General features: G+C 67.2%; 18 protein-coding genes. 4 read left to right on the top strand and 14 right to left on the bottom strand.

All coding sequences use genetic code 11. The annotated features are described in order from the left end of the window. The first annotated feature begins 14 nt into the window (after window positions 1-14). Both D0Z60_RS01450 and D0Z60_RS01445 read left to right on the top strand, forming a co-directional pair. A complete protein-coding gene (locus D0Z60_RS01450) occupies window positions 15-689 on the top strand; it encodes a spermine/spermidine synthase domain-containing protein (RefSeq protein WP_118856380.1) in 675 nt (224 codons plus the stop codon). A gap of 63 nt (window positions 690-752) precedes the next feature. Further along, window positions 753-1,127 (top strand): VOC family protein, encoded by a 375-nt coding sequence (locus D0Z60_RS01445; RefSeq protein ID WP_118856378.1) that lies wholly within the window; start codon window positions 753-755, stop codon window positions 1,125-1,127. A gap of 4 nt (window positions 1,128-1,131) precedes the next feature. Here the strand turns inward: D0Z60_RS01445 and odhB are convergent, their stop codons facing one another. Genes odhB through mdh form a run of 4 tightly spaced genes read right to left on the bottom strand, consistent with a single transcriptional unit; the run spans window position 1,132 to window position 7,119 of the window. Then, window positions 1,132-2,415: a 2-oxoglutarate dehydrogenase complex dihydrolipoyllysine-residue succinyltransferase gene (gene odhB, locus D0Z60_RS01440; protein WP_118856376.1), complete on the bottom strand. Its 1,284-nt coding sequence runs from the start codon at window positions 2,413-2,415 to the stop codon at window positions 1,132-1,134. An 8-nt stretch (window positions 2,416-2,423) separates the two neighbouring features. After that, the gene (locus tag D0Z60_RS01435) at window positions 2,424-5,264 is read right to left on the bottom strand and encodes a 2-oxoglutarate dehydrogenase E1 component (protein WP_118856374.1); all 2,841 of its coding nucleotides are present in this window, start codon (window positions 5,262-5,264) and stop codon (window positions 2,424-2,426) included. A gap of 8 nt (window positions 5,265-5,272) precedes the next feature. Further along, entirely contained in the window at window positions 5,273-6,157 is an 885-nt protein-coding gene (gene sucD / locus D0Z60_RS01430) for a succinate--CoA ligase subunit alpha (RefSeq protein ID WP_118856372.1), read from the bottom strand. Further along, window positions 6,154-7,119: a malate dehydrogenase gene (mdh, locus tag D0Z60_RS01425; protein ID WP_118856370.1), complete on the bottom strand. Its 966-nt coding sequence runs from the start codon at window positions 7,117-7,119 to the stop codon at window positions 6,154-6,156. Before mdh ends, sucD begins: the two co-directional genes overlap by 4 nt. Before the next feature lie 177 nt (window positions 7,120-7,296). On the opposite strand from mdh, the gene D0Z60_RS01420 reads away from it, so the two are divergent. Beyond that, the gene (locus D0Z60_RS01420; RefSeq protein ID WP_118856368.1) at window positions 7,297-7,761 is read left to right on the top strand and encodes a hypothetical protein; all 465 of its coding nucleotides are present in this window, start codon (window positions 7,297-7,299) and stop codon (window positions 7,759-7,761) included. Window positions 7,762-7,822: 61 nt separating this feature from the next. Here D0Z60_RS01420 and D0Z60_RS01415 read toward each other — a convergent pair whose 3' ends face one another. The 8 genes from D0Z60_RS01415 to D0Z60_RS01385 form a co-directional block, all read right to left on the bottom strand. After that, window positions 7,823-8,605 (bottom strand): hypothetical protein, encoded by a 783-nt coding sequence (locus tag D0Z60_RS01415; RefSeq protein WP_118856366.1) that lies wholly within the window; start codon window positions 8,603-8,605, stop codon window positions 7,823-7,825. Next, window positions 8,602-9,387 carry a hypothetical protein gene (locus tag D0Z60_RS01410; RefSeq protein WP_162888027.1) on the bottom strand — a complete coding sequence of 262 codons (786 nt, stop codon included), beginning with the start codon at window positions 9,385-9,387 and terminating at the stop codon, window positions 8,602-8,604. Before D0Z60_RS01410 ends, D0Z60_RS01415 begins: the two co-directional genes overlap by 4 nt. A 90-nt stretch (window positions 9,388-9,477) precedes the next feature. After that, entirely contained in the window at window positions 9,478-10,014 is a 537-nt protein-coding gene (locus D0Z60_RS11570) for a hypothetical protein (RefSeq protein WP_162888026.1), read from the bottom strand. Further along, on the bottom strand, window positions 10,007-10,672 hold the full coding sequence (locus tag D0Z60_RS01405; RefSeq protein ID WP_118856362.1) for a hypothetical protein: 666 nt from the start codon (window positions 10,670-10,672) through the stop codon (window positions 10,007-10,009). Before D0Z60_RS01405 ends, D0Z60_RS11570 begins: the two co-directional genes overlap by 8 nt. Before the next feature lie 57 nt (window positions 10,673-10,729). Further along, complete coding sequence (gene zapE / locus D0Z60_RS01400) at window positions 10,730-11,833, bottom strand: cell division protein ZapE (protein ID WP_118856360.1); 1,104 nt, start codon at window positions 11,831-11,833, stop codon at window positions 10,730-10,732. Beyond that, window positions 11,814-12,293, bottom strand: coding sequence for a PaaI family thioesterase (locus D0Z60_RS01395; RefSeq protein WP_118856358.1), 480 nt, complete (start codon window positions 12,291-12,293; stop codon window positions 11,814-11,816). The genes zapE and D0Z60_RS01395 overlap by 20 nt, the downstream gene beginning before the upstream one ends. Window positions 12,294-12,338: 45 nt before the next feature. Then, entirely contained in the window at window positions 12,339-13,016 is a 678-nt protein-coding gene (locus D0Z60_RS01390; RefSeq protein ID WP_118856356.1) for a hypothetical protein, read from the bottom strand. Between the two features lie 54 nt (window positions 13,017-13,070). Beyond that, the gene (locus tag D0Z60_RS01385) at window positions 13,071-13,856 is read right to left on the bottom strand and encodes a succinate dehydrogenase iron-sulfur subunit (protein ID WP_118856354.1); all 786 of its coding nucleotides are present in this window, start codon (window positions 13,854-13,856) and stop codon (window positions 13,071-13,073) included. Window positions 13,857-13,993: 137 nt separating this feature from the next. On the opposite strand from D0Z60_RS01385, the gene D0Z60_RS01380 reads away from it, so the two are divergent. Next, window positions 13,994-15,946 (top strand): tetratricopeptide repeat protein, encoded by a 1,953-nt coding sequence (locus D0Z60_RS01380; protein ID WP_118856352.1) that lies wholly within the window; start codon window positions 13,994-13,996, stop codon window positions 15,944-15,946. Here the strand turns inward: D0Z60_RS01380 and D0Z60_RS01375 are convergent. Both D0Z60_RS01375 and D0Z60_RS01370 read right to left on the bottom strand, forming a co-directional pair. Continuing rightward, the gene (locus D0Z60_RS01375) at window positions 15,943-16,401 is read right to left on the bottom strand and encodes a peroxiredoxin (RefSeq protein WP_118856350.1); all 459 of its coding nucleotides are present in this window, start codon (window positions 16,399-16,401) and stop codon (window positions 15,943-15,945) included. The genes D0Z60_RS01380 and D0Z60_RS01375 overlap by 4 nt on opposite strands. Then, window positions 16,398-19,079: a bifunctional [glutamine synthetase] adenylyltransferase/[glutamine synthetase]-adenylyl-L-tyrosine phosphorylase gene (locus tag D0Z60_RS01370; protein WP_118856348.1), complete on the bottom strand. Its 2,682-nt coding sequence runs from the start codon at window positions 19,077-19,079 to the stop codon at window positions 16,398-16,400. The genes D0Z60_RS01375 and D0Z60_RS01370 overlap by 4 nt, the downstream gene beginning before the upstream one ends. Between the last annotated feature and the right edge of the window lie 63 nt (window positions 19,080-19,142).

The following is a 19,142-nucleotide window of genomic DNA, read 5'->3' as shown; positions in this document are numbered from 1 at the left end:
CGAGGAGCGCGGCGATGAAAATGCGCGAACTGATCGGCACCGCGCGCGTGCCCGGCGGCGGCGAAGACCTGCGCCTGTTCCGCCGCGACCGCGACTATATGATCGTGCTCGATCGCAACGAGCTGATGAACAGCCGCATGAGCGGGTCGGAGGAGCAGCTCGCTACCCTCGCCTGCGCCCGTCTCGCCAGCCGCGCGACCCCGCGCTTCCTGATCGGCGGCTACGGAATGGGCTTTACCCTTCGCGCCGCCTTGGCCGTGCTTCCCGCCAAAGCCTCGGTCGTCGTTGCCGAACTGGTGCCCGAGATCATCGCCTGGGCACGCGGGCCGATGGTCGAACTCACCGCCAACTGCCTCGACGACCCGCGCGTCAGCGTGATCGAAGGCGACGTCGCGACGGTCATCGCGGCAGCGCGCGGCGAGTACGACGCGATCCTGCTCGACGTCGACAATGGCCCCGACGGGCTCACCCGCGCCGAAAACGACGGCCTCTATTCGGCGTCCGGACTAGCCGCGGCCAAAGCGGCGCTGACCCCCGGCGGAATCCTCGCCATCTGGTCCGCCGCCGACGACCCCGCCTTCACCAGGCGCCTCGGCACCGCCGGCTTCAACGTCACCACCGAAAAAGTCCGCGCCCGCGCCAACGGCAAGGGCCCACACCACACGATCTGGCTGGCGGCACGCGCCTAGGCGCTTAGTGTTGCAAGCGCTGGTCGCGCCTCCTAGCGAGAGGTTCTCGCCAGGGAGATCGCCATGCCGGACAGTCCGACCATCTTCGGAGCACGTGGGACCGAGGTGTTCGCCGGAATACCGGTGCGCGACTTCCAGGTCTCTCTCGACTGGTACCAGCGCCTGTTCGGCTGCGCGCCGGCTTTCTTCCCCAATGATCGCGAGGCCGTCTGGGCCATTGGCGAGCGTCGCTGGATCTACATCATCGTCGAGCCCGAGCGTGCCGGCGGAACGATCCAGACTATCATGTGCGACGGGCTAGAGAAGGTAATCGCGGAGATCGCCGCTCGCGGCCTGCGGTTCAGCAAGGAAGAGATGCCCGACGCCGGAGTACGCAAGGTGATGTACTACGATCCCGACGGCAATGAGGTTGGGATCGGCCGCATCCCCGCCGAGTGAATCTTTACAGATCGATCAGCAGCCGCGTCGGGTCCTCGATCGCTTCCTTGATCCGCACCAGAAAGGTGACCGCCTCGCGGCCGTCGACCAGGCGGTGGTCGTAGGTCAAAGCGAGGTACATCATCGGCCGCGCCACGATCGCGCCGTCCCTCACCACCGGCCGCTCCTCGATCCGGTGCAGCCCGAGCACCGCCGACTGCGGCGGGTTGACGATCGGGGTGGAGAGCAGGCTTCCGAACACCCCGCCGTTGGAGATGGTGAAGGTGCCCCCCTTCATCTCGTCCATCGTCAGCGTGCCGTCCTTGGCCTTCTTGCCGAAACCGGCGATCGCAGCCTCGATCTCGGCGAAGCTCATCGCATTGGCATTGCGGATCACCGGCACCACCAGCCCCTTGGGCGCCGAGACCGCGACCGACACGTCGAGGAAGTTCGAATAGACGATTTCGTCGCCCTCGATCCGCGCATTTACCGACGGCACGTCGCGCGCGGCGAGCGCCGCGGCCTTCACGAAAAAGCTCATGAAGCCGAGCCGGATGCCGTGCTTCTTCTCGAACAGATCCTTGTAGCGGGCGCGCGCGGCGATCACCTCGCTCATGTCGACGTCGTTGAACGTCGTTAAGAGCGCCGCCGTCTCCTGGGCGTCCTTGAGCCGGGTGGCGATGGTCTGGCGAAGCCGGGTCATCTTGACCCGTTCCTCGCTGCGCTGCGCACCACCCTGCGCTCCCGCGAAGGCCGGAGCCTTGGCGTCCTGAGCGTCGGATGGCGCTTTCGCTTCCACCGTTCCGGCCTGCGCCGGAGCACTCTTCGCCCCGGCCGCGGCAATCACATCGTCCTTGGTGATCCGACCGTCCTTGCCGGTCCCCCTGATCGCGGAGGGATCGAGATGATGCTCGAGCACCGCTCGGCGAACCGCCGGCGAAAGCGTCAGCGCGCTGTCGTGCTGGGGAGTGGAGGACACCGGCTCGTCGGCCTTGGGCGCGGCGGGTGCCTCGGGCTGAACTTTTTCCTGTGCCGGAGCGCTTGCGGCCGCACTGGACGCCGCCACCGCGCCCCCTTCGCCGATCCGCGCAATCACCGCGCCAACCTCGACCGTGGCTCCTTCGGAGACCAGCTGCTCGGCCAGCGTACCCGCCACCGGTGCATTGACCTCGACGCTGACCTTGTCGGTCTCGAGCGCAGCGATCGGCTCGTCGGCCGCGACCGCATCGCCCGGCTTCTTCAGCCACTGGCCGACCGTCGCTTCGGTGATCGATTCGCCCAGCGTCGGCACTTTGACATCGGTCGCCATTTGAATTCCTAACTCCCCGCCTTGCCGGCCTTCTGAACCGTCTCGACCGCCGCCTCGGCCGCCGCCGGCGTGGCCTCGCCGGTGCCGAGCGCGCTCGCCACCAGCGCCGCTTGCTCGGCGACGTGGCGCTTGGCAAGCCCGGTCGCCGGCGACGCGCTCGCCTTGCGCCCGGCATAGCGCGGCCGAAGCGATGCGAAGCCGGCCTCCTTGAGGCACTCCTCGAGATAGGGCTCGACGAAGGACCAAGCGCCGTTGTTCCGCGGTTCCTCCTGGCACCACACCAGCTCATTGAGCTTCGGCATCGCCTTGAGCCGCTTGACCAGCGGCTCGGACGGGAACGGATAGAGCTGCTCGACGCGGACGATCTCGGTCGCCCCGTCGCCCGCCGCATCGCGCGCCTCCATCAGTTCGTAGCCGATCTTGCCCGAGCACAGCACCAGCCGCTCGGTCGCGCCGTCGGCCGGCGGCTTGAGATCGCTCAACAACCGCTTGAAATGCCCCTCGCCGGTGAAGTCGCCACGCGCCGACACCGCCAATTTGTGGCGCAGCAGCGACTTGGGCGTCATAATCACCAGCGGCTTCCTGAAATTGCGGTGCAGCTGGCGGCGCAAGATGTGGAAATAGTTCGCCGGGGTGGTGCAATTGGCGACCTGGATATTATCCTCGGCACACAGTTGCAGGAAGCGCTCCAGCCGCGCCGAGCTATGCTCGGGCCCCTGCCCCTCGAAGCCGTGCGGAAGCAGCAGCACCAGCCCGCAGGCGCGCAGCCACTTGGCCTCGCCGGCGGCGATGAACTGGTCGATGATCGTCTGCGCGCCGTTGGCGAAATCGCCGAACTGCGCCTCCCACAGCACCAGCGTCTTCGGGTCGGCGATGGCATAGCCATATTCGAAGCCGAGGACGCCGAATTCGCTCAAGGGACTGTCGCGCACCTCGAAGCGCGGGGTCGCCGCACCGTCGTTGATCTGCCGCAGCGGGATGTATTTCTCGCCGGTCGACTGGTCGACCCACACCGCGTGGCGCTGCGAGAAGGTGCCGCGGCCGCTGTCCTGCCCCGACAGGCGCACGCCATAGCCGTCCTCGACCAGGCTCCCGAACGCCAGCGCTTCGGCCGTCGCCCAGTCGATCCCGGCGCCTCCGCCAAGCGCGGCCTTGCGCCCTTCGATCACCCGGCCGAGCGTCTTGTGGATCGCGAGGCCCTCGGGGACGGTCGTCAGCAGCCCGGCCAGCTTGTCGTACAGCGCATCGGGGATGGCGGTGTTGACGTTGCGCCGTGCATCGACCGGCTCGCCCGGCCGTCCGAGCCCCGCCCAGCGCCCCTCGAACCAGTCAGCCTTATTCGGAAGGTAAGAAGCCCCCGCCTCGAACTCCTGTTCGAGCAAGGCGGTGAAGTCGGCGGTCCGCGCGTCGATCCAGGCCTGGTCGACCACGCCCTCGGCGATCAGCTTGGCGCCGTAGATCGCGCTGACCGGGGGCTTCTTGCGGATCTCGGCGTACATCAACGGCTGGGTGAAGCTCGGCTCGTCGCCCTCGTTGTGGCCGAACCGGCGATAGCACCACATGTCGATGACGATGTCGCGGTTGAACTCCTGACGGAACTCGATCGCCAGCTTGCAGCAGAACGTGACCGCTTCCGGGTCGTCGCCGTTGACGTGCAGGATCGGCGCCTGGATGCCCTTGGCGACGTCGCTCGGATAGGGCGAGGAGCGCGCGAATTGCGGGCTTGTCGTGAATCCGACCTGGTTGTTGATGACGAAATGGACGCAGCCGCCGGTGCCGTATCCCGGCAGGCCCGAGAACCCCAGACATTCCCACACGATGCCTTGCCCTGCGAACGCGGCGTCGCCGTGGATCAGCATCGGCAGGACGCTGTCGCCTTCCTTGTCGCCCTTGATGGTCATCGACGCGCGGCTCTTGCCGAGCACCACCGGGTTGACCGCTTCGAGATGCGACGGGTTGGGCACCAGGCTGAGGTGCACCTGGATGCCGTCGAACTCGCGGTCGCTCGACGTGCCGAGGTGATACTTCACGTCGCCCGAGCCGCCGACGTCGACCGGATTGGCGGCGCCCCCGGCGAATTCATGGAAGATCGCGCGGTACGGCTTGCCCATCACGTTGGCGAGCACGTTCAGCCGCCCGCGGTGCGCCATGCCGAGCGTGATCTCGTCGACGCCCATCTGGCCGCCATATTTGATCACCGCTTCCAGCGCCGGGATCGCGCTTTCGCCGCCGTCGAGCCCGAACCGCTTGGTCCCGACATATTTCTTGGCGAGAAACTTCTCCCACTGCTCGCCGTGGATGACCTTTTCCAGGATCGACTTCTTGCCCTCGGGCGTGAAGCTGATCGCGGCGTCCTTGCCCTCCATCCGGTCCTGGAGGAATTTGCGCTCCTCGAGGTCGTTGATGTGCATATATTCCAGCCCGACGTGGCCGCAGTAATTGGCCTGCAGGACGGCGACGATCTGGCGCACGCTGGCGGTCTCGAAGCCGAGCGTCCCGCCGAGCCACACCGGCCGGTCGAGATCGGCGTCGGTGAAGCCGTGATAGGCCGGCGTCAGGTCGGCCGGGATCTCGCTGCGGTGGAGCCCGAGCGGATCGAGCTTGGCCGCGAGATGCCCGCGCACGCGGTAGGTGCGCACCAGCATCATCGCGCGGATGCTGTCCTCGGCCGCCCGCCGAATGTCGGCTTCGTTGCCGGTCCCCGTCGCTGCCTTGGCCGCCTTGGTCGCGACCGCGATCACCGCCTCGGTCGGGTCGAGCCCGGCGTTCACCTCGTCGAGCGCCACCACCGGCCAATTGGCCCGCGCCCAGCTCGGCCCCTGCTCGTGATCGATGGCTATCGAGTCCATGTGCGTGCTCAGCCCTTCAGCAGCTCCGACAGCGTGGTGCCCAACTCCGACGGGCTCGGCGACACGCGGATGCCGGCAGCCTCCATCGCCGCGATCTTGCTTGCCGCGTCGCCCTTGCCACCCGAGACGATCGCCCCGGCATGGCCCATCCGCCGCCCCGGCGGAGCGGTGCGCCCGGCGATGAATCCGACGGTCGGCTTCTTTCGCCCGCGCCGCGCTTCGTCGGCGAGGAATTGCGCGGCGTCCTCCTCGGCGCTGCCGCCGATCTCGCCGATCATGATGATGCTCTTGGTCTCGTCATCGGCGAGGAACATCTCGAGCATGTCGATGAATTCGGTGCCCTTGACCGGGTCGCCGCCGATCCCGACCGCGGTGGTCTGGCCGAGCCCCTCGTTGGTGGTCTGGAACACCGCCTCATAGGTCAGCGTGCCCGAGCGCGACACGACGCCGACGCTGCCCTTGCGGAAGATATTGCCGGGCATGATCCCGATCTTGCACTCGTCCGGGGTCAGCACGCCCGGGCAATTGGGCCCGATCAGCCGCGACTTCGAGCCGACCATCGCGCGCTTCACCCGCACCATGTCGAGCACCGGAATGCCCTCGGTAATGCAGACGATCAGCGGCACCTCGGCATCGACCGCCTCGAGGATCGAATCCGCGGCGAACGGCGGCGGCACGTAGATCACGCTCGCATCCGCGCCGGTCGTCTCGACCGCCTCGCGCACGGTGTCGAACACCGGCAGCCCGATATGGCTCGTGCCGCCCTTGCCCGGGGTCACGCCCCCGACCATCTGCGTGCCGTAGGCCAGCGCCTGCTCGGTATGGAACGTGCCGGTCTCGCCGGTCATCCCCTGGGTGATGACCTTGGTGTTCCTGTCGACGAGAATGCTCATGCGCCGAGACCCGGATCGATCGCCTTGCACGCCACCAGCAGCTCTTTCACCGCATCGACGCTGATCTGGAAATTGCCCTTGGCTTCGTCGTCGAGCGCAATCTCGATGACTTCCTCCGCGCCGCCCGCGCCGATCACCGTCGGCACGCCCACGTAAAGCCCGTCGAGCCCGTACTTGCCCTCGACATAGACCGCGCACGGCAAAATCCGCTTCTGGTCGCGCAGAAAGGCCTCGGCCATCGCGATCGCGCTGGTCGCCGGCGCGTAATAGGCGCTTCCGGTCTTGAGCAGCGCGACGATCTCGCCGCCGCCGCCGCGCGTGCGCTTGACGATCGCGTCGATCGCCTCCTTCGACGAGCGGCCCATCTTGACCAGATCGTCGACCGGAATGCCGCTCACCGTCGTATAGCTGGTCACCGGCACCATCGTGTCGCCATGCCCACCGAGCACGAACGCGTTGACGTCGCGCACGCTGACCTCGAACTCCTCCGCCAGGAAGGTCGCGAACCGCGCCGAATCCAGCACGCCGGCCATGCCCACCACTTGGCTGTGCGGCAGCCCCGAATATTCCCGCAGCGCCCACACCATCGCGTCCAATGGATTGGTGATGCAGATCACGAACGCGTCCGGCGCATTGGCCTTGATGCCCGCGCCGACCGCCTTCATCACGTTGAGGTTGATGCCGAGCAGGTCGTCGCGGCTCATGCCCGGCTTGCGCGGCACGCCGGCAGTGACGATCACCACGTCGGCGCCGGCGATGTCGGCATAGTCGTTGGTGCCGGTGATCCGCGCATCGAAACCCTCGACCGGCCCGCATTGCGAGAGGTCCAGCGCCTTGCCCTGCGGCACGCCCTCGGCGATGTCGAACAGGACGATGTCGCCGAGCTCTTTCTTGGCCGCGAGGTGGGCTAAGGTTCCGCCGATCATTCCGGCGCCGATGAGGGCAATCTTCTTGCGAGCCATAAGGGGGTCAGTCACTCCGGCGAAGGTTGGGAAATCGCCCGCGGCTCTAGACCGCGCCGCCCGCCCTCGCAACCGCCCTCAAGCCCGGGATAGTGCTGGGGGCGGTGATGAACGGGAGCATCAGCGCTAGTTCATGCGTTGGCGCTAGGATCGATCGAATTCCACGAAAGGAACCGTATGTACAAGCTTCTCCTCGCCGCGGGCGCAGCTGCGCTGGCCGTCGCCGCTCCGGCCGCCGCCGAGCCCGGCAAGCACAAGGGCCATGGCGCCAAGGCCAAGCACGGCCAGGTCAGCCACAAGGGCAAGATCAATCATCCGCGCGAGCTGTCGGCCCAGACCCGGCGCGCGATCTACGAAGCCCACCTCGGCGCCAACTATTGGGGCAACCGCAACTGCCCGCCGGGCCTCCTCAAGAAAAACAATGGTTGCCTGCCGCCAGGCATCGCCAAGCAGACCTACAATATCGGCGATCGCTGGAACGGCAATTACGGCCTGTGGCAGTACAATCAGGTGCCGCAGGACTGGCGCACCCAGTACAATCTCGATCCGTACAACCGTTACTATTACCGCGACGGCTACCTCTACAGCGTCGACCCGCGCACCCGCCTGGTCGAGAGCATCATCCGCGCCCTGATCCACTAAGCGGACCAGTCTGCGCGACAAACAGGAGGGCCGTCCCTGTTGGGGCGGCCCTTTTGCTTGCTCAGTCGCGCCGCCGCATCAGCGGCCGGAGCAAGCCCACCGCCGCCTTCGGATCGACGCAGGACCCGCGCATTCCGATCTGGCTGGCGAAATTCTCCCGGCTACCCTCGATCACCTCGATCGGTAGCCGACCTTCGAGGCTCTTTGCGGCCTCGGCCTGCTGCCTCGCGATCAGCACCATCAGCGCATTATAGCTGTCGAGCGCCGCGACCCGCGCCAGTGCCCGCTCGCGCATCGCCGGATCGAGCGGCCCGTCGAACGCCAGCACCGCCAGCTCGGGAATGACCTTCCACTCCTCTTTGTTGGTCGCGGCCAGATCGGTGATGGCGGAGTAGATTTCCGAATAGGCCGCCACTTCGTCGGGGTCCATGTGGAGCAGCAACCCGGTGGATTTGGCCTGCTCCCAGGAATCGCTCAGGAACGACCGCAGCGGCGCGCGATAAACCAGCGGCATCGTCCGCTCTGCCGTTTGCGCCGCTCGGCCCGTGCCCAGCCGATACGGATTCGCCGTCCACTGGCCATCGCTCTTGGCGAGCGTCGTGGCGAGTTCGTCAAGGCGCGCACTAAGGCAAGGATTGAGTGCGACGCGCTCGGCTCCGAGCGCGACGTTGGCAAGGATCTCGGCATCGAGATCGGCCTTGGTCCGCTCGACCTCCTTGCTCCAGCGCCACTCTTCGACCGCCTGCTGCGCCGCCAGCGCGATCAGCACGCCAAGCACGATCACCCCGACCTCGCCCGCCAGCTTGGCCCACCCCTCGCGCGGACCTGAAATCAGTCGCTTCATCGGCCACCCCCTTGCAGCGGCGCGATCAGCCTCAGCGTTGCGGCGCGGTCGACGCACCGCCCGCGCAGGCGGCGCTGGATGTCGAGATTGTTGAACAGCAGTTTCTCGGCAACGGGCGTCAGCGACGAGCCGACCGCTTGGGCGCTCTTCACCAGCTGGTTCGCCGTGTTCAGCGTGTCGCGGTTGATCACGTCCAGCCGCGCAATCGTCGACAGCGCGCGGGCGCGCTCAGTGGAATTCAGCGGGCCGTCGAACGCCAGGAAGGAGAGTTCGGCCTGGAGCTCCTGCTCGGGCGCCTTCAACGACTGCAACATCGCGATATGGGCGAACACCTCGGCATATTGCACCATCTCCGCCGGATCCATTCGCGTCAGTACGCCGCCAGCCTTCGATTGTTGCCACGCATCGTCCGAATAGAATCGCTGCGGGGTGCGATAGACGCGCGGGACCGCATAGCGCACAGCTTCCTTCACGCTGCGCTCGCCTGGCAGGATGTAGGGATCGCCGGTCCAATCGCCCCGGCTCGCCGCAACCTTGCCGGCCAGCTCCGACAATCGCTGCGACAGGCACGCGTCGACCGCCGTCCGCTCCGCGCTGCTGGCCACCGCGAGGGAAATCTGGGCGTTGAGGTCGGCCTTGGTACGCTCGACCGTCTGGCTCCACTGCCAGTTCTCGGCGGCCTGCTGCGCGACCAGCGCGATCAGTACGCCGAGCACGATCACCCCGACCTCGCCGGCAAACACCCGCCACCCCTCGCGCGGCCGAAACCTGCCAACCGCCATGACGCCTTACCCCCCGGGGCCGACGCTAGGGGGCACTGTTTATTGCTACAAGAGGAAGGACATTGTCAGTCGCCAGGATAAAGGGAGCTCTTACTCCACAAAATTTTCCTCCGGATCGACTTCGACCGGCATTTCGGTGAATTCACCTTCGTCGTATCTCTCGGCGGGCTCGAGGCTCTCGTTGGCCGGGTTTGGTTCTTCAGGAGACTTAAACAAATTGAACCAGTCTCCGGGGTCGATACCCGATGTGACTTGTCCTTCCGTCACCTTAACTACAATTGGCTCATGATCCTCACAGTATAGGCTCAGTCCACAGGACACGGCAGGAGTGTAGTAAGCTCTAATCTTGTTCTGCTTGGAACGTGCGAACACGAGATAATTCCCAGGCGCCAAAGGTAAGCTGAACTTCGAACCGGCGTCGGCTGGGACGCATAACACTTGCCGTCGGTCTTTTGACGTTTCCGCACATACCTCGATATCTTCAGGCGGGACGTCGCTCGGGTAGCTGACTGTACCCGTGATGCTTGAGGGCAGATCGGGGAGCGTCGTATCCACCCCGCGTTCCGGAGACCGCTCTTCGGCACAAGCGCTGACCGTCACTAACGCCGCGAGCGCGAATTTACGCATCTTCGACAGCCCGTTTGACGTGGACGAGGCGGGTGTTGCGTTCCATCCGCACAAAAAGGAAAACAAACGCCACCAGTATGAAAGTCATAAAGGCCACCAATGCCGCCCACGTTCTGTATCGGAAGGCTGCGTCGGCATCCGCTTTCTCAAGAACCTTGGCTTGCCAGTCACTGGTAAATCTTTGCTCGTGCCATGCGAGCATGTCGAACACTCTAGTTTCAGACAGGGGCTTCCCCTTTGATGCCTTCAACTCTGTCGCAAGATTTGCCGTGCTCGCGTAATATTCATTGCGATTGGACAGCGGTATCTGCTCTCCGCTCTTCTGCAATATTGTTGCAAGCTCCTTCCGGCTAACAGTAGCGCGCTTTCCTAAATATTCATGGATCGCGGCCGCTGCGTCCGCCACTTCTGGCGCAATCAGAACATCAGCTATGTCCACTTTCTCCCCACCTAGATCGGCGCTGACCATCTTTTGCTCGCTAACGAATTTTGCGAGAGTCAGGCCGCTTGTGTCGGCTTTAGGAGTTCCCAATCTCTCGATCAAAGAGGGAATAGCCGACATTCCTAGGAAGAGCGCAGCAACCAGCGCGCACGTAGCTAATAGTAGAATGAATCCGCGCAAGAGATTCAGGTATAGCGCCTCTAGGCGATCAAGCATCGTGCACCCCTCTTTGCTCGACCTTCGTCTATCGTCGTGGTTAGACTAGAGCAAGAATTAGGGCGCCCCATGCCCCTCGGCAAGGTAATCGGCGCTCTGCATTTCCTCGAGCCGGCTGACCGTGCGCTGGAACTCGAAACTGCCGTCGCCCGCCGGATACAGGCTCGCGGGCTCGGCGTCGGCGGCGGCGAGCAGCTTGACCTTATGCTCGTACAATTGGTCGATCAGAGTCACGAAGCGCGCCGCCTCGTTGCGCATCTCGCGGGTCATCACCGGCACCCCAACCAGGATCACGGTGTGGAAGCGCCGAGCGATCGCCAGATAGTCCGCCGCTCCGCGCGCGGCGCCGCACAGCCGCTTGAAGCTGAACACCGCGACGCCCTTGAGGCTTTTTGGAACGTGCAAGGTCCGGCCGCCGCCGACCTCCAACTCCTCGCTCGGCACGTTGGCGCGGTCCTCGACCGGATAGTCGGTCATCCGGAAGAACGCCTCGCTCAGCCGCGCCGTCGCCTCCGGCCCGTTGGGCACCAGCCAGGTGTCGAGCCCCTGCAGCCGGTCGAGCCGGTAGTCGGTCGGGCCGTTGAGGCCGACCACCGCCAGCCGCGCTTCGATCAGCCGGATGAACGGCACGAACAGCGCGCGGTTGAGGCCGTCCTTGTAAAGGTCCGCGGGCGGCCGGTTGCTGGTGGTGACGACGCCCACGCCGCCGTCGAGCAGCGCGGTGAACAGCCGGCTCATGATCATCGCGTCGGCCGGGTTGGTGACCATCATCTCGTCGAAGAACAAGGCGTCGATTTCGTCGGCGATGTCCTCCGCGACGCGGATCACCGGGTCGCCCTCCTCGCTCTGGCGCGCGGCGCGCAGCCGCTCGTGAACCTCGATCATGAAGGCGTGGAAATGGACCCGCCGTTTCCGCTCAGAGGGGTGGGCGCTGTAGAACAGATCCAACAGCATCGACTTGCCCCGCCCGACCCCGCCCCAAAGGTACATCCCGCCGCCGGTCCGCTCCTTGCCGAGCAATCTCGCAAGGAAACCCGATCGCCGCTCTCCGGCGGCAACAAAGCGGTCGAGCGCCGCCACCGCCGCGGCCTGGTCGGGGTCGGGCTTGAGCTCGCCCGCATCGACCAGCGCGGCATAAGCCTCAACGACGCGGCCGGTCATCGTCGGCCGGCGGCCGGATCCGCTTCAGGGTCCCGGTGAAGTCGTAGCAGGCCTCGCCCTCCTGCAGGCATTCGCCGGCGAGGAACACCAGCCCGCCCGCAGTCTGCCGCACCAGCCGCACATGCGCATCGAGCGGCACCCCGATCCGCCCGCGCGCGAGAAAGCGGGTGGCGCAGTCGAGCGTCACATAATGGCCCTCGGCCATCCCGGCGCAGCGCCCGCCGGCGAACAGGCTCATATCGATGAAGCTCATCACCGCCCCCCCGTGGATCGACCCGCCCATGTTGAGGTGGGTCTCGTCGGGGAACATCCGGCACACCGCCCGCCCCTCGCCGTCGGGCCGGAACAGCAGCCGCCCGGTCCGGCTCGCGAACGACCCCCGCGGAAACTCGCCCCAACTATACCAGCCGTCATGCTCGGGGTCGGGCTCGGCGCCGGTCGGAAGGCGGGTCTCGCTCATCGGGCGCTGGCTATTGGACCGACCGCCCGCGCGCAAGCCGCCGGCTTAGACCTTAGTCCAGGTCAGCGGGTCGCAGAAGGTCTCATTTGGATTGAGGTTCCCGTCACTCCACGGGCGGATCTTTTGCTGCTTCGCGCGGCGTGCGAGCGTCCGCCAATTTCCTTCCGTCAGCCGCGAATACAGGCGGCCGCGCTCGATCAGTCCGCGCAGGCGGAGCATGTCCCGGCGATCGAGGCTGTCGGCGCCTTCGAAATCGAGCAACTCGCCCCATGTATCGCGCTCAAAGTCACCGATCCTTCGATAAAGCACGAACAGATCGTACATCGCGGCGTAGGCGAGCCGGTTGTCGAGTCCGAGGTGGGCCGTCACATCCGGCGTTCGTGACTCCCACACGCTGATCCGCAGCTGGGTGGTGGTCGGCCGCCCGATCCGGCTGGTCAGCCGCAATCGCCCGCCCGCCTGGAGTTCCTTGTGCCAACGGTCGAGCTGGTCGAGGCGGCGGTCGATGCACGCAGTTTGGGCGCGCCGACCAATGTAGGCCGCGAGGTTGTAGCCAAGCTCGTTGTCGACCGCGGCGCGGAATTCGCGCACATCGTTTTTCCAGCGCCACATGTCGACCGCTTGCTGGGCGGCCAGCGCGATGAGGATGCCGACGACGACGATGGTCAGTTCGGTCAAGAACCCCGCCCAGCCGTTGACCGGCCGAAGCAATTGAAAACGCATACCCCACCCCCGCACCGCCAGCCTAAAGACCGGCGGTCGAAAGGCAATGCGCCCCTATGCCGCGCGTTCCGCCACCAGCTTCTTGGTCTCGGCGATCGCCTTGGCCGGGTTCAGCCCCTTGGGGCAGACGTTGGCGCAGTTCATGATCGTGTGGCAGCGGTAGAGGCGGAACGGGTCCTCCAGCTGGTCGAGCCGCTCGCCGGTATATTCGTCGCGGCTGTCGGCCAGCCAGCGATAGGCCTGGAGCAGGATCGCCGGCCCGAGGAAGCGGTCGCCGTTCCACCAATAGCTCGGGCAGCTGGTCGTGCAGCAGAAGCACAGGATGCATTCGTACAGGCCGTCGAGCTTGGCGCGGTCCTCGGGCGATTGCAGCCGCTCCTTGCCCGACGGGTCGGGCGTCTTGGCCTTGAGCCACGGCTCAATCGAAGCAAGCTGGGCATATTGGTGGGTGAGGTCGGGGACGAGGTCCTTGACCACGTCGAGGTGCGGCAAGGGCGTGATCCGCACCTCGCCCTTGTAATCCTCGATTGCAGCCGTGCAGGCGAGCGTGTTGCGGCCGTCGAGGTTCATCGAGCACGACCCGCAAATCCCCTCGCGGCACGAGCGGCGGAAGGTCAGCGTCGGGTCGACCTCGTTCTTGATCTTGATCAGCGCGTCGAGGACCATCGGTCCGCACTTGTCGAGATCGATGGTGTAGCTGTCGTAGCGCGGGTTCTGGCCGCTGTCGGGGTCGTAGCGGTAGATCTTGAAGCGCTTGGTCCGCTTCGCCCCGGTCGGCGCCGGATGCTCCTTGCCGCGGCCCTTGATCCGGCTGGCTTTGGGAAGAAGGAATTCGGCCAAGGCTACGCTCCGATGAAGATGCGGATGATGTGGGGCCGCTACCATGCGCCGCAAGGCCGTTCAACGCCGCCTCTGGCCCGCATCGCTGGCGGACCGGCGAAAAGTCATTACAGTCCGCCGCGGGGGGCGTTGTAGCCATGAGTAATACGGTCGAACGGATCGATTCCACCGACGGCGTCGATCTCGCGCTTGGGGCCATGAGCGGAAGCGCCGAAGCGAGCTCGCTGCTCGAGCGCCAGTCCCTCTTGATCCAGGCGCAGGAAACGCTCGCCCGCGCCGACTTGCGCCATCGCGGCTGGCAGATCATTTCCGAACGCGTCGGGGCGGTGCTCAAGGCGCTCGGTGCGCTCGCCGGAATCCTCATTCTCGTCGGCCTCGCGAGCTTCCTGTGGTCGGCCAGCCGGGCGAGCGGAATGGTCGTCGACTCCTTTTCGGTCCCGCCGGATTTCGAGCGCCAGGGCTACAACGGCACGGTCGTCGCCGAACAATTGCTCGACAAGGTGGTCGCGCTCGAAGCCGCGACCCAGTCGGCGCGCGCACCATCGAGCTACGAGGACAGTTTCAGCGACAGCAACGGCGTGGTCGTGCCCTATGCCGGCGTGTCGCTCGGCCAGCTCCGCCGCGAAATGCGCGACTGGCTCGGCTCGGAAACCCGCCTGAGCGGCGAGCTGGTGCGCCTGCCGGGCGGTCGGCTGGCGGTCTCGTTCCGCACCACCAGCGGCCTGTCCGGGCGGGTCGAGGGCACGGCCGGCAAGCCTGACAGATTGCTCGACGCCGCGGCGATGGCGATGTTCAAGGCGACCCAGCCCTATCGCTATTCGGTCTACCAGGGCCGCGCCGGCAACGACTCCGAATCCGCCGCAACGCTCGAGGCCTTGTCGCAGGCCAGCGACGGGCGCGAGCGGCTGTGGGCGCTGCATGGCCTCGCGCTCAACGGCAAGACCCAGGCGGAAACGGTCGCCGTCTACAATCAGCTGCTGGCGATCGATCCCAATTTCGTCGCTGCGGTCGGCAACATCTACCTCTTTCTGCTGAATGACGGCCGGGAGGAGCTAGGCTTTGAATGGGCCAAGCGCGCGGCCGAGCTGTATGCTCGAGGGGCGCCCGATTACAACGTCGCGCACGGCCGCGCCTATGGACTGGACGTCGAATCGACCGTCGCCTCGCTTCAGGGGGACCGTCTCGGCGCCGTGCGCCTTGCCGCTGCCGCCGAACGGACCCGCGGCGGAATCCCGCAGCGTGTCGCCGGCCGCCCGTTCGAGACTGCCTTCGCCCATGCCGGAGTCTACGACTTCGCTTCTGCCCGCGACGCCCTCGCCGCCGCTGGCTACCTCGACCCCAAGCGCCGCGCCGAGGCCGAGAAGCTGGCTGGCCCCTATCTCGACTTCGCTGGCCTTCGCGCGCTTGCCACCGGCGACGATGCCGGTGTTGTCGCGGCCCAATCGCGTTTCCTCGCCGCCCTCAATGCGGCCGACCCGACGGCTCGGCTCACCGGGCCGCTTTCGGGAACCAACGGGGCTTACTCGGCTCAATCGCTGCGGCTGGCGATGGCGAGGCGCCTGATCCGCCTTGGCCAGCTCGACGAGGCCGAAACCGCACTCGCCGGACTGCGGAGCAGCCATGACGGGGTTCTTCGCGCGCAAGCCGCTTTAACCGCGGCCCGCGGCGACGACCGGCGCAGCGATGCGCTGTTCCGCCGAGTCGTCGCGCGCGCGCCGTCCCTCCCCGCCGCGCATTACGCCTGGGCCGAGGCCAGGATGCAGCGCCGCGACTTTGCCGCCGCCATCGCCTATGCCGGTGAAGCGCACCGCAAGGGCCCGCGCTGGGCCGAGCCGCTCAAGCTGTGGGGCGACGCGCTCTACGCTCAAGGGAAGTCCGGCGCGGCGGCGGAACGCTACGCCATGGCCGCCGAGCGCGCGCCGCGCTGGGGCCGGCTGCGCATGCGCTGGGCCGCCGCCTTGTGGCAGGCCGGGGACCGCGCCAAGGCGCTCGACCAGCTTGGCGCGGCGGCGACGATGGACCTCACCTCGGCCGACCGCCAGCGCCTGCGCGCGCTGTTCGCCGCGGCCGGCAAGGCAATCGGCTGCTAGAGCGCGCGCACCGCCGCGAGCACCTCCTCGGCGTGCCCGGCGACCTTGACCTTGGGCCACACCCGGCGGACCGTGCCCTCGCGGTCGATCAGGAACGTCGCGCGCATCATTCCCATATATTTGCGCCCGTAGAGCGACTTCTCGCCCCACGTCCCGAAGGCCGTGCTGATCGCGCCGTCCTCGTCGGCCGCGAGCGGCACCTTCAGCCCATATTTCGTCGCGAACTTGACGTGTTTCGCCATCGGGTCGCGCGACACGCCGACCACCCGCGCCCCGGCCTCCCGAAAGGCATCGCCGAGCGCGGTGAAATCGACCGCCTCGCGGGTGCAGCCCGGCGTATCGTCCTTGGGATAGAAATAGAGCACCAGCGGCCCGCCCGGAGCCGCCGGGTCGATCGTCTCGCCCGCGCTGGTCGCGATCGCCAGCGACGGCGCGCTCTGTCCTTCCTCGATCATCCTGCCTTCACCCTCTGCCACAATGTGCCGATCCTCTGCCGGGCCGCGTCATGTTCGGCAATCAGCGCCGGCCAGTCTGCCGCGCCGCACACCCGCGCGACCAGCGGCCGCGCCTGCTCCTCCGGCTCGCAGCGGTCGGGCGCGACCAGCCGCGAGGTGACCAGGATGCGGCTCAGCAAGCGCAGGTCAGCATCGGCCGAAGGATCGATCAGGCCCTGCTTCGCCAGCTGCGCGATGGCATCCTCGAGCCGCGGCGCGAACGCCGTGCGATGCGTCAGCTGAAGCGTGTGCACGGCGAACTCGAGGTCGACCAGCCCGCCTGGCCCAAGCTTGACGTCGAGCGGCCCGCACGCCCGCTTGTGCTGCGCCAGTTGCTCCCGCATCTCGGCTGCGTCCGCGCGCACCTTCCCGCCGTCGCGCTCCATCGCCAGCAACTCGCCGACCAGGCCCGCCAGCCGCTCGCGCCCCCCGATCGAGCCGAACACCGGCCGGGCGCGCAGCAGCGCCATATGCTCCCACGTCCACGCCTCGCCGCGCTGATAGGCGGCGAACGCGTCGACATGGACCGCCAGCATGCCCTTCTCACCCTCGGGCCGGAGCCGCGTGTCGACCTCGTACAGCGGCCCGGCGGCGGTGGCGACGCTCAGCGCCGCGATCACCCGCCGCGCCAGCCGGTTGAAATAGTCGGCCGGTCCAAGCGGCCGGGCGCCGTCCGACACCGCGTCCTGCGGGCCGTCGTAGAGGAAGATGAGATCGAGATCGCTGGCATGGGTCAGCGCCATCCCGCCCAATCGCCCGAGCGCCAGGACCAGCAGCTCGCCGCCGGCAATCCGTCCGTGCACCGCCTGAAACTCGCCCGTCGCTGCCTCAGCCAGTGTGACGATCGCCCCCTCCGCCAGCGCGGCGTAGCCCTCGGCCAGCTCGAGCGGGTCGCGGTGTCCCGCGATCAATTGCACCCCCAAGGCAAAGCGCCGCTCGCCGATCGTCCGGCGCACCCGGTCGAGCAGCGCGTCGTAGCTCTCGTCCGGCCGCCGGGCGAGCAGCTTGGCCGCCCCCGCCGGATCGAGCGGCGCGGCGAAGCTCGATGCGTCGATCAGTCCGTCGAGCAGCTCCGGCCGCCGCGCCAATTGGTCGCCGAGCGCCGGCGCGTAGGACAGAATCAGGCTCGTCACCTCTGCCAGTTGCGGCTGCGCCTCGAGAAGCCGGAACAGGTTGATCCCGCTTGACAGCCGCTCGACGATGTCGGCGAAGCGATTGAGCGCGCGGTCGGGCTCCGGCCCCGCGGCGATCGCCTTCAGCATCACCGGAAGCATCGCCTCGAACGCGCCCCGCGCCGCCGGCGAGCGTAGCGCACGCAGCCGCCCCGAACGCCACGTCGCGACCAGCCGCGCAGCCGATTCCGGCTCGCCGAACCCAAGATCGTCGAGCTGCGCGCGCAGCCGATCCGGGTCGCCGCTCAGCCCGCCCTCGCGCACCGGCAGCAGGCTGTCGAACCGTCCGGCGACGAAGGCCACCTGCGGCTCGAGCGAGGCCAGCAGTTCGTCCGCACCGCCCAAACCGTCGAGCGCCGCGACATTCGCCAGCTCTGCCGGATCTTCTGGCAGCCGATGGGTCTGCTGGTCGGCGACCATCTGCAAGCGGTGCTCGACGGTGCGCAGCCGCCGATAGGCCTCCGCCAGCCGCCCGGCCTCCTCCGCCTCGAGCCGCCCCGCGGCGGCCAGGACCGGTAACGCATCCAGCACCGCCGGCGCGCGCAGCGCCGGGTCGCGCCCGCCGTGGATCAGCTGCTGCACCTGCGTGTAGAATTCGACTTCGCGGATGCCGCCGATACCGCGCTTTAGGTCGTAGCCCGGGCCGAGCCGCTGCCCGCGCGCATAATGGTCGCGGATTCGAAGGCTGATCTCGCGGATTTCCTCGACCGCCCCGAAATCCACTGCCCGGCGCCAGATGAACGGCTGGATCTCGGCCAGGAACCGCTCGCCCAGCGTTCGGTCGCCGGCCGCTGCCCGGGCCCGGATGAACGCCGCCCGCTCCCACGGCAGCGCCTCGCTTTCGTAATAGGAAATCGCCGCCTCGACCGGCAGCACGATCGGGGTCGCCTCGGGCGACGGGCGGAGCCGGAGGTCGACCCGAGCGACATAGCCGTCGGCGCTGCGCTGCTGCAGCAGATCGACCATCGCGCGCGCGATCCGGAGCGCCGAATCCTCCGGAGATTCGCGCTCGCGCCGGGCGATCGTTTCCCGGTCGAACAGCAGAATGAGGTCGACATCGGATGAATAATTGAGCTCGCGGCTGCCGAGCTTGCCGAGCGCAATGACTGCGAACCCCGCGCTGCACGCCCCCGGCACGCGCTGCTCGACCGCAGCGCCGAGCGCCAGGTCGATCGCCCGGTCGGCAAAGTCGGACAGGGCCGCCGTTACCTGCTCGAGCGACAACTCCCCGGCGAGATCACCCAGTGCGACCGCCAGCGCCAGCGCACGGCGCTCGAGCCGGAGCCGCCGGGCGACGTCGCCGTCCCCCGCGTTTGCCGACATCGCCAGCGCCGCACCGCTTCCCTCGGCGACGAAACAGTCTGCCAGATCGGGTAGCGCTTCGCCCGCCGAACGCAGGAACGGTGCATGCTCGCGCGCCCGCTCCAACGCCCCTGCGCGCTGCTCTCGACGAGACGTGTCCGTCATGGTCCAAGCTGTGGCGTAATCTGCGCCCGGGCGAAACCCGATGCGCTTTAGGACGTTGGCTTT

Origin of the sequence: Sphingomonas mesophila (assembly GCF_003499275.1) — a bacterium.
GTDB classification, from domain to species: domain Bacteria; phylum Pseudomonadota; class Alphaproteobacteria; order Sphingomonadales; family Sphingomonadaceae; genus Sphingomicrobium; species Sphingomicrobium mesophilum.
This window is presented reverse-complemented; position numbering and strand designations above follow the sequence as displayed.

Coding starts and splice junctions, on each gene's coding strand:
- D0Z60_RS01450 (WP_118856380.1), top strand. CDS start 15: ATGAAAATGCGCGAACTGATCGGCACCGCGCGCGTGCCCGGCGGCGGC.
- D0Z60_RS01445 (WP_118856378.1), top strand. CDS start 753: ATGCCGGACAGTCCGACCATCTTCGGAGCACGTGGGACCGAGGTGTTC.
- odhB (WP_118856376.1), bottom strand. CDS start 2,415: ATGGCGACCGATGTCAAAGTGCCGACGCTGGGCGAATCGATCACCGAA.
- D0Z60_RS01435 (WP_118856374.1), bottom strand. CDS start 5,264: ATGGACTCGATAGCCATCGATCACGAGCAGGGGCCGAGCTGGGCGCGG.
- sucD (WP_118856372.1), bottom strand. CDS start 6,157: ATGAGCATTCTCGTCGACAGGAACACCAAGGTCATCACCCAGGGGATG.
- mdh (WP_118856370.1), bottom strand. CDS start 7,119: ATGGCTCGCAAGAAGATTGCCCTCATCGGCGCCGGAATGATCGGCGGA.
- D0Z60_RS01420 (WP_118856368.1), top strand. CDS start 7,297: ATGTACAAGCTTCTCCTCGCCGCGGGCGCAGCTGCGCTGGCCGTCGCC.
- D0Z60_RS01415 (WP_118856366.1), bottom strand. CDS start 8,605: ATGAAGCGACTGATTTCAGGTCCGCGCGAGGGGTGGGCCAAGCTGGCG.
- D0Z60_RS01410 (WP_162888027.1), bottom strand. CDS start 9,387: ATGGCGGTTGGCAGGTTTCGGCCGCGCGAGGGGTGGCGGGTGTTTGCC.
- D0Z60_RS11570 (WP_162888026.1), bottom strand. CDS start 10,014: ATGCGTAAATTCGCGCTCGCGGCGTTAGTGACGGTCAGCGCTTGTGCC.
- D0Z60_RS01405 (WP_118856362.1), bottom strand. CDS start 10,672: ATGCTTGATCGCCTAGAGGCGCTATACCTGAATCTCTTGCGCGGATTC.
- zapE (WP_118856360.1), bottom strand. CDS start 11,833: ATGACCGGCCGCGTCGTTGAGGCTTATGCCGCGCTGGTCGATGCGGGC.
- D0Z60_RS01395 (WP_118856358.1), bottom strand. CDS start 12,293: ATGAGCGAGACCCGCCTTCCGACCGGCGCCGAGCCCGACCCCGAGCAT.
- D0Z60_RS01390 (WP_118856356.1), bottom strand. CDS start 13,016: ATGCGTTTTCAATTGCTTCGGCCGGTCAACGGCTGGGCGGGGTTCTTG.
- D0Z60_RS01380 (WP_118856352.1), top strand. CDS start 13,994: ATGAGTAATACGGTCGAACGGATCGATTCCACCGACGGCGTCGATCTC.
- D0Z60_RS01375 (WP_118856350.1), bottom strand. CDS start 16,401: ATGATCGAGGAAGGACAGAGCGCGCCGTCGCTGGCGATCGCGACCAGC.
- D0Z60_RS01370 (WP_118856348.1), bottom strand. CDS start 19,079: ATGACGGACACGTCTCGTCGAGAGCAGCGCGCAGGGGCGTTGGAGCGG.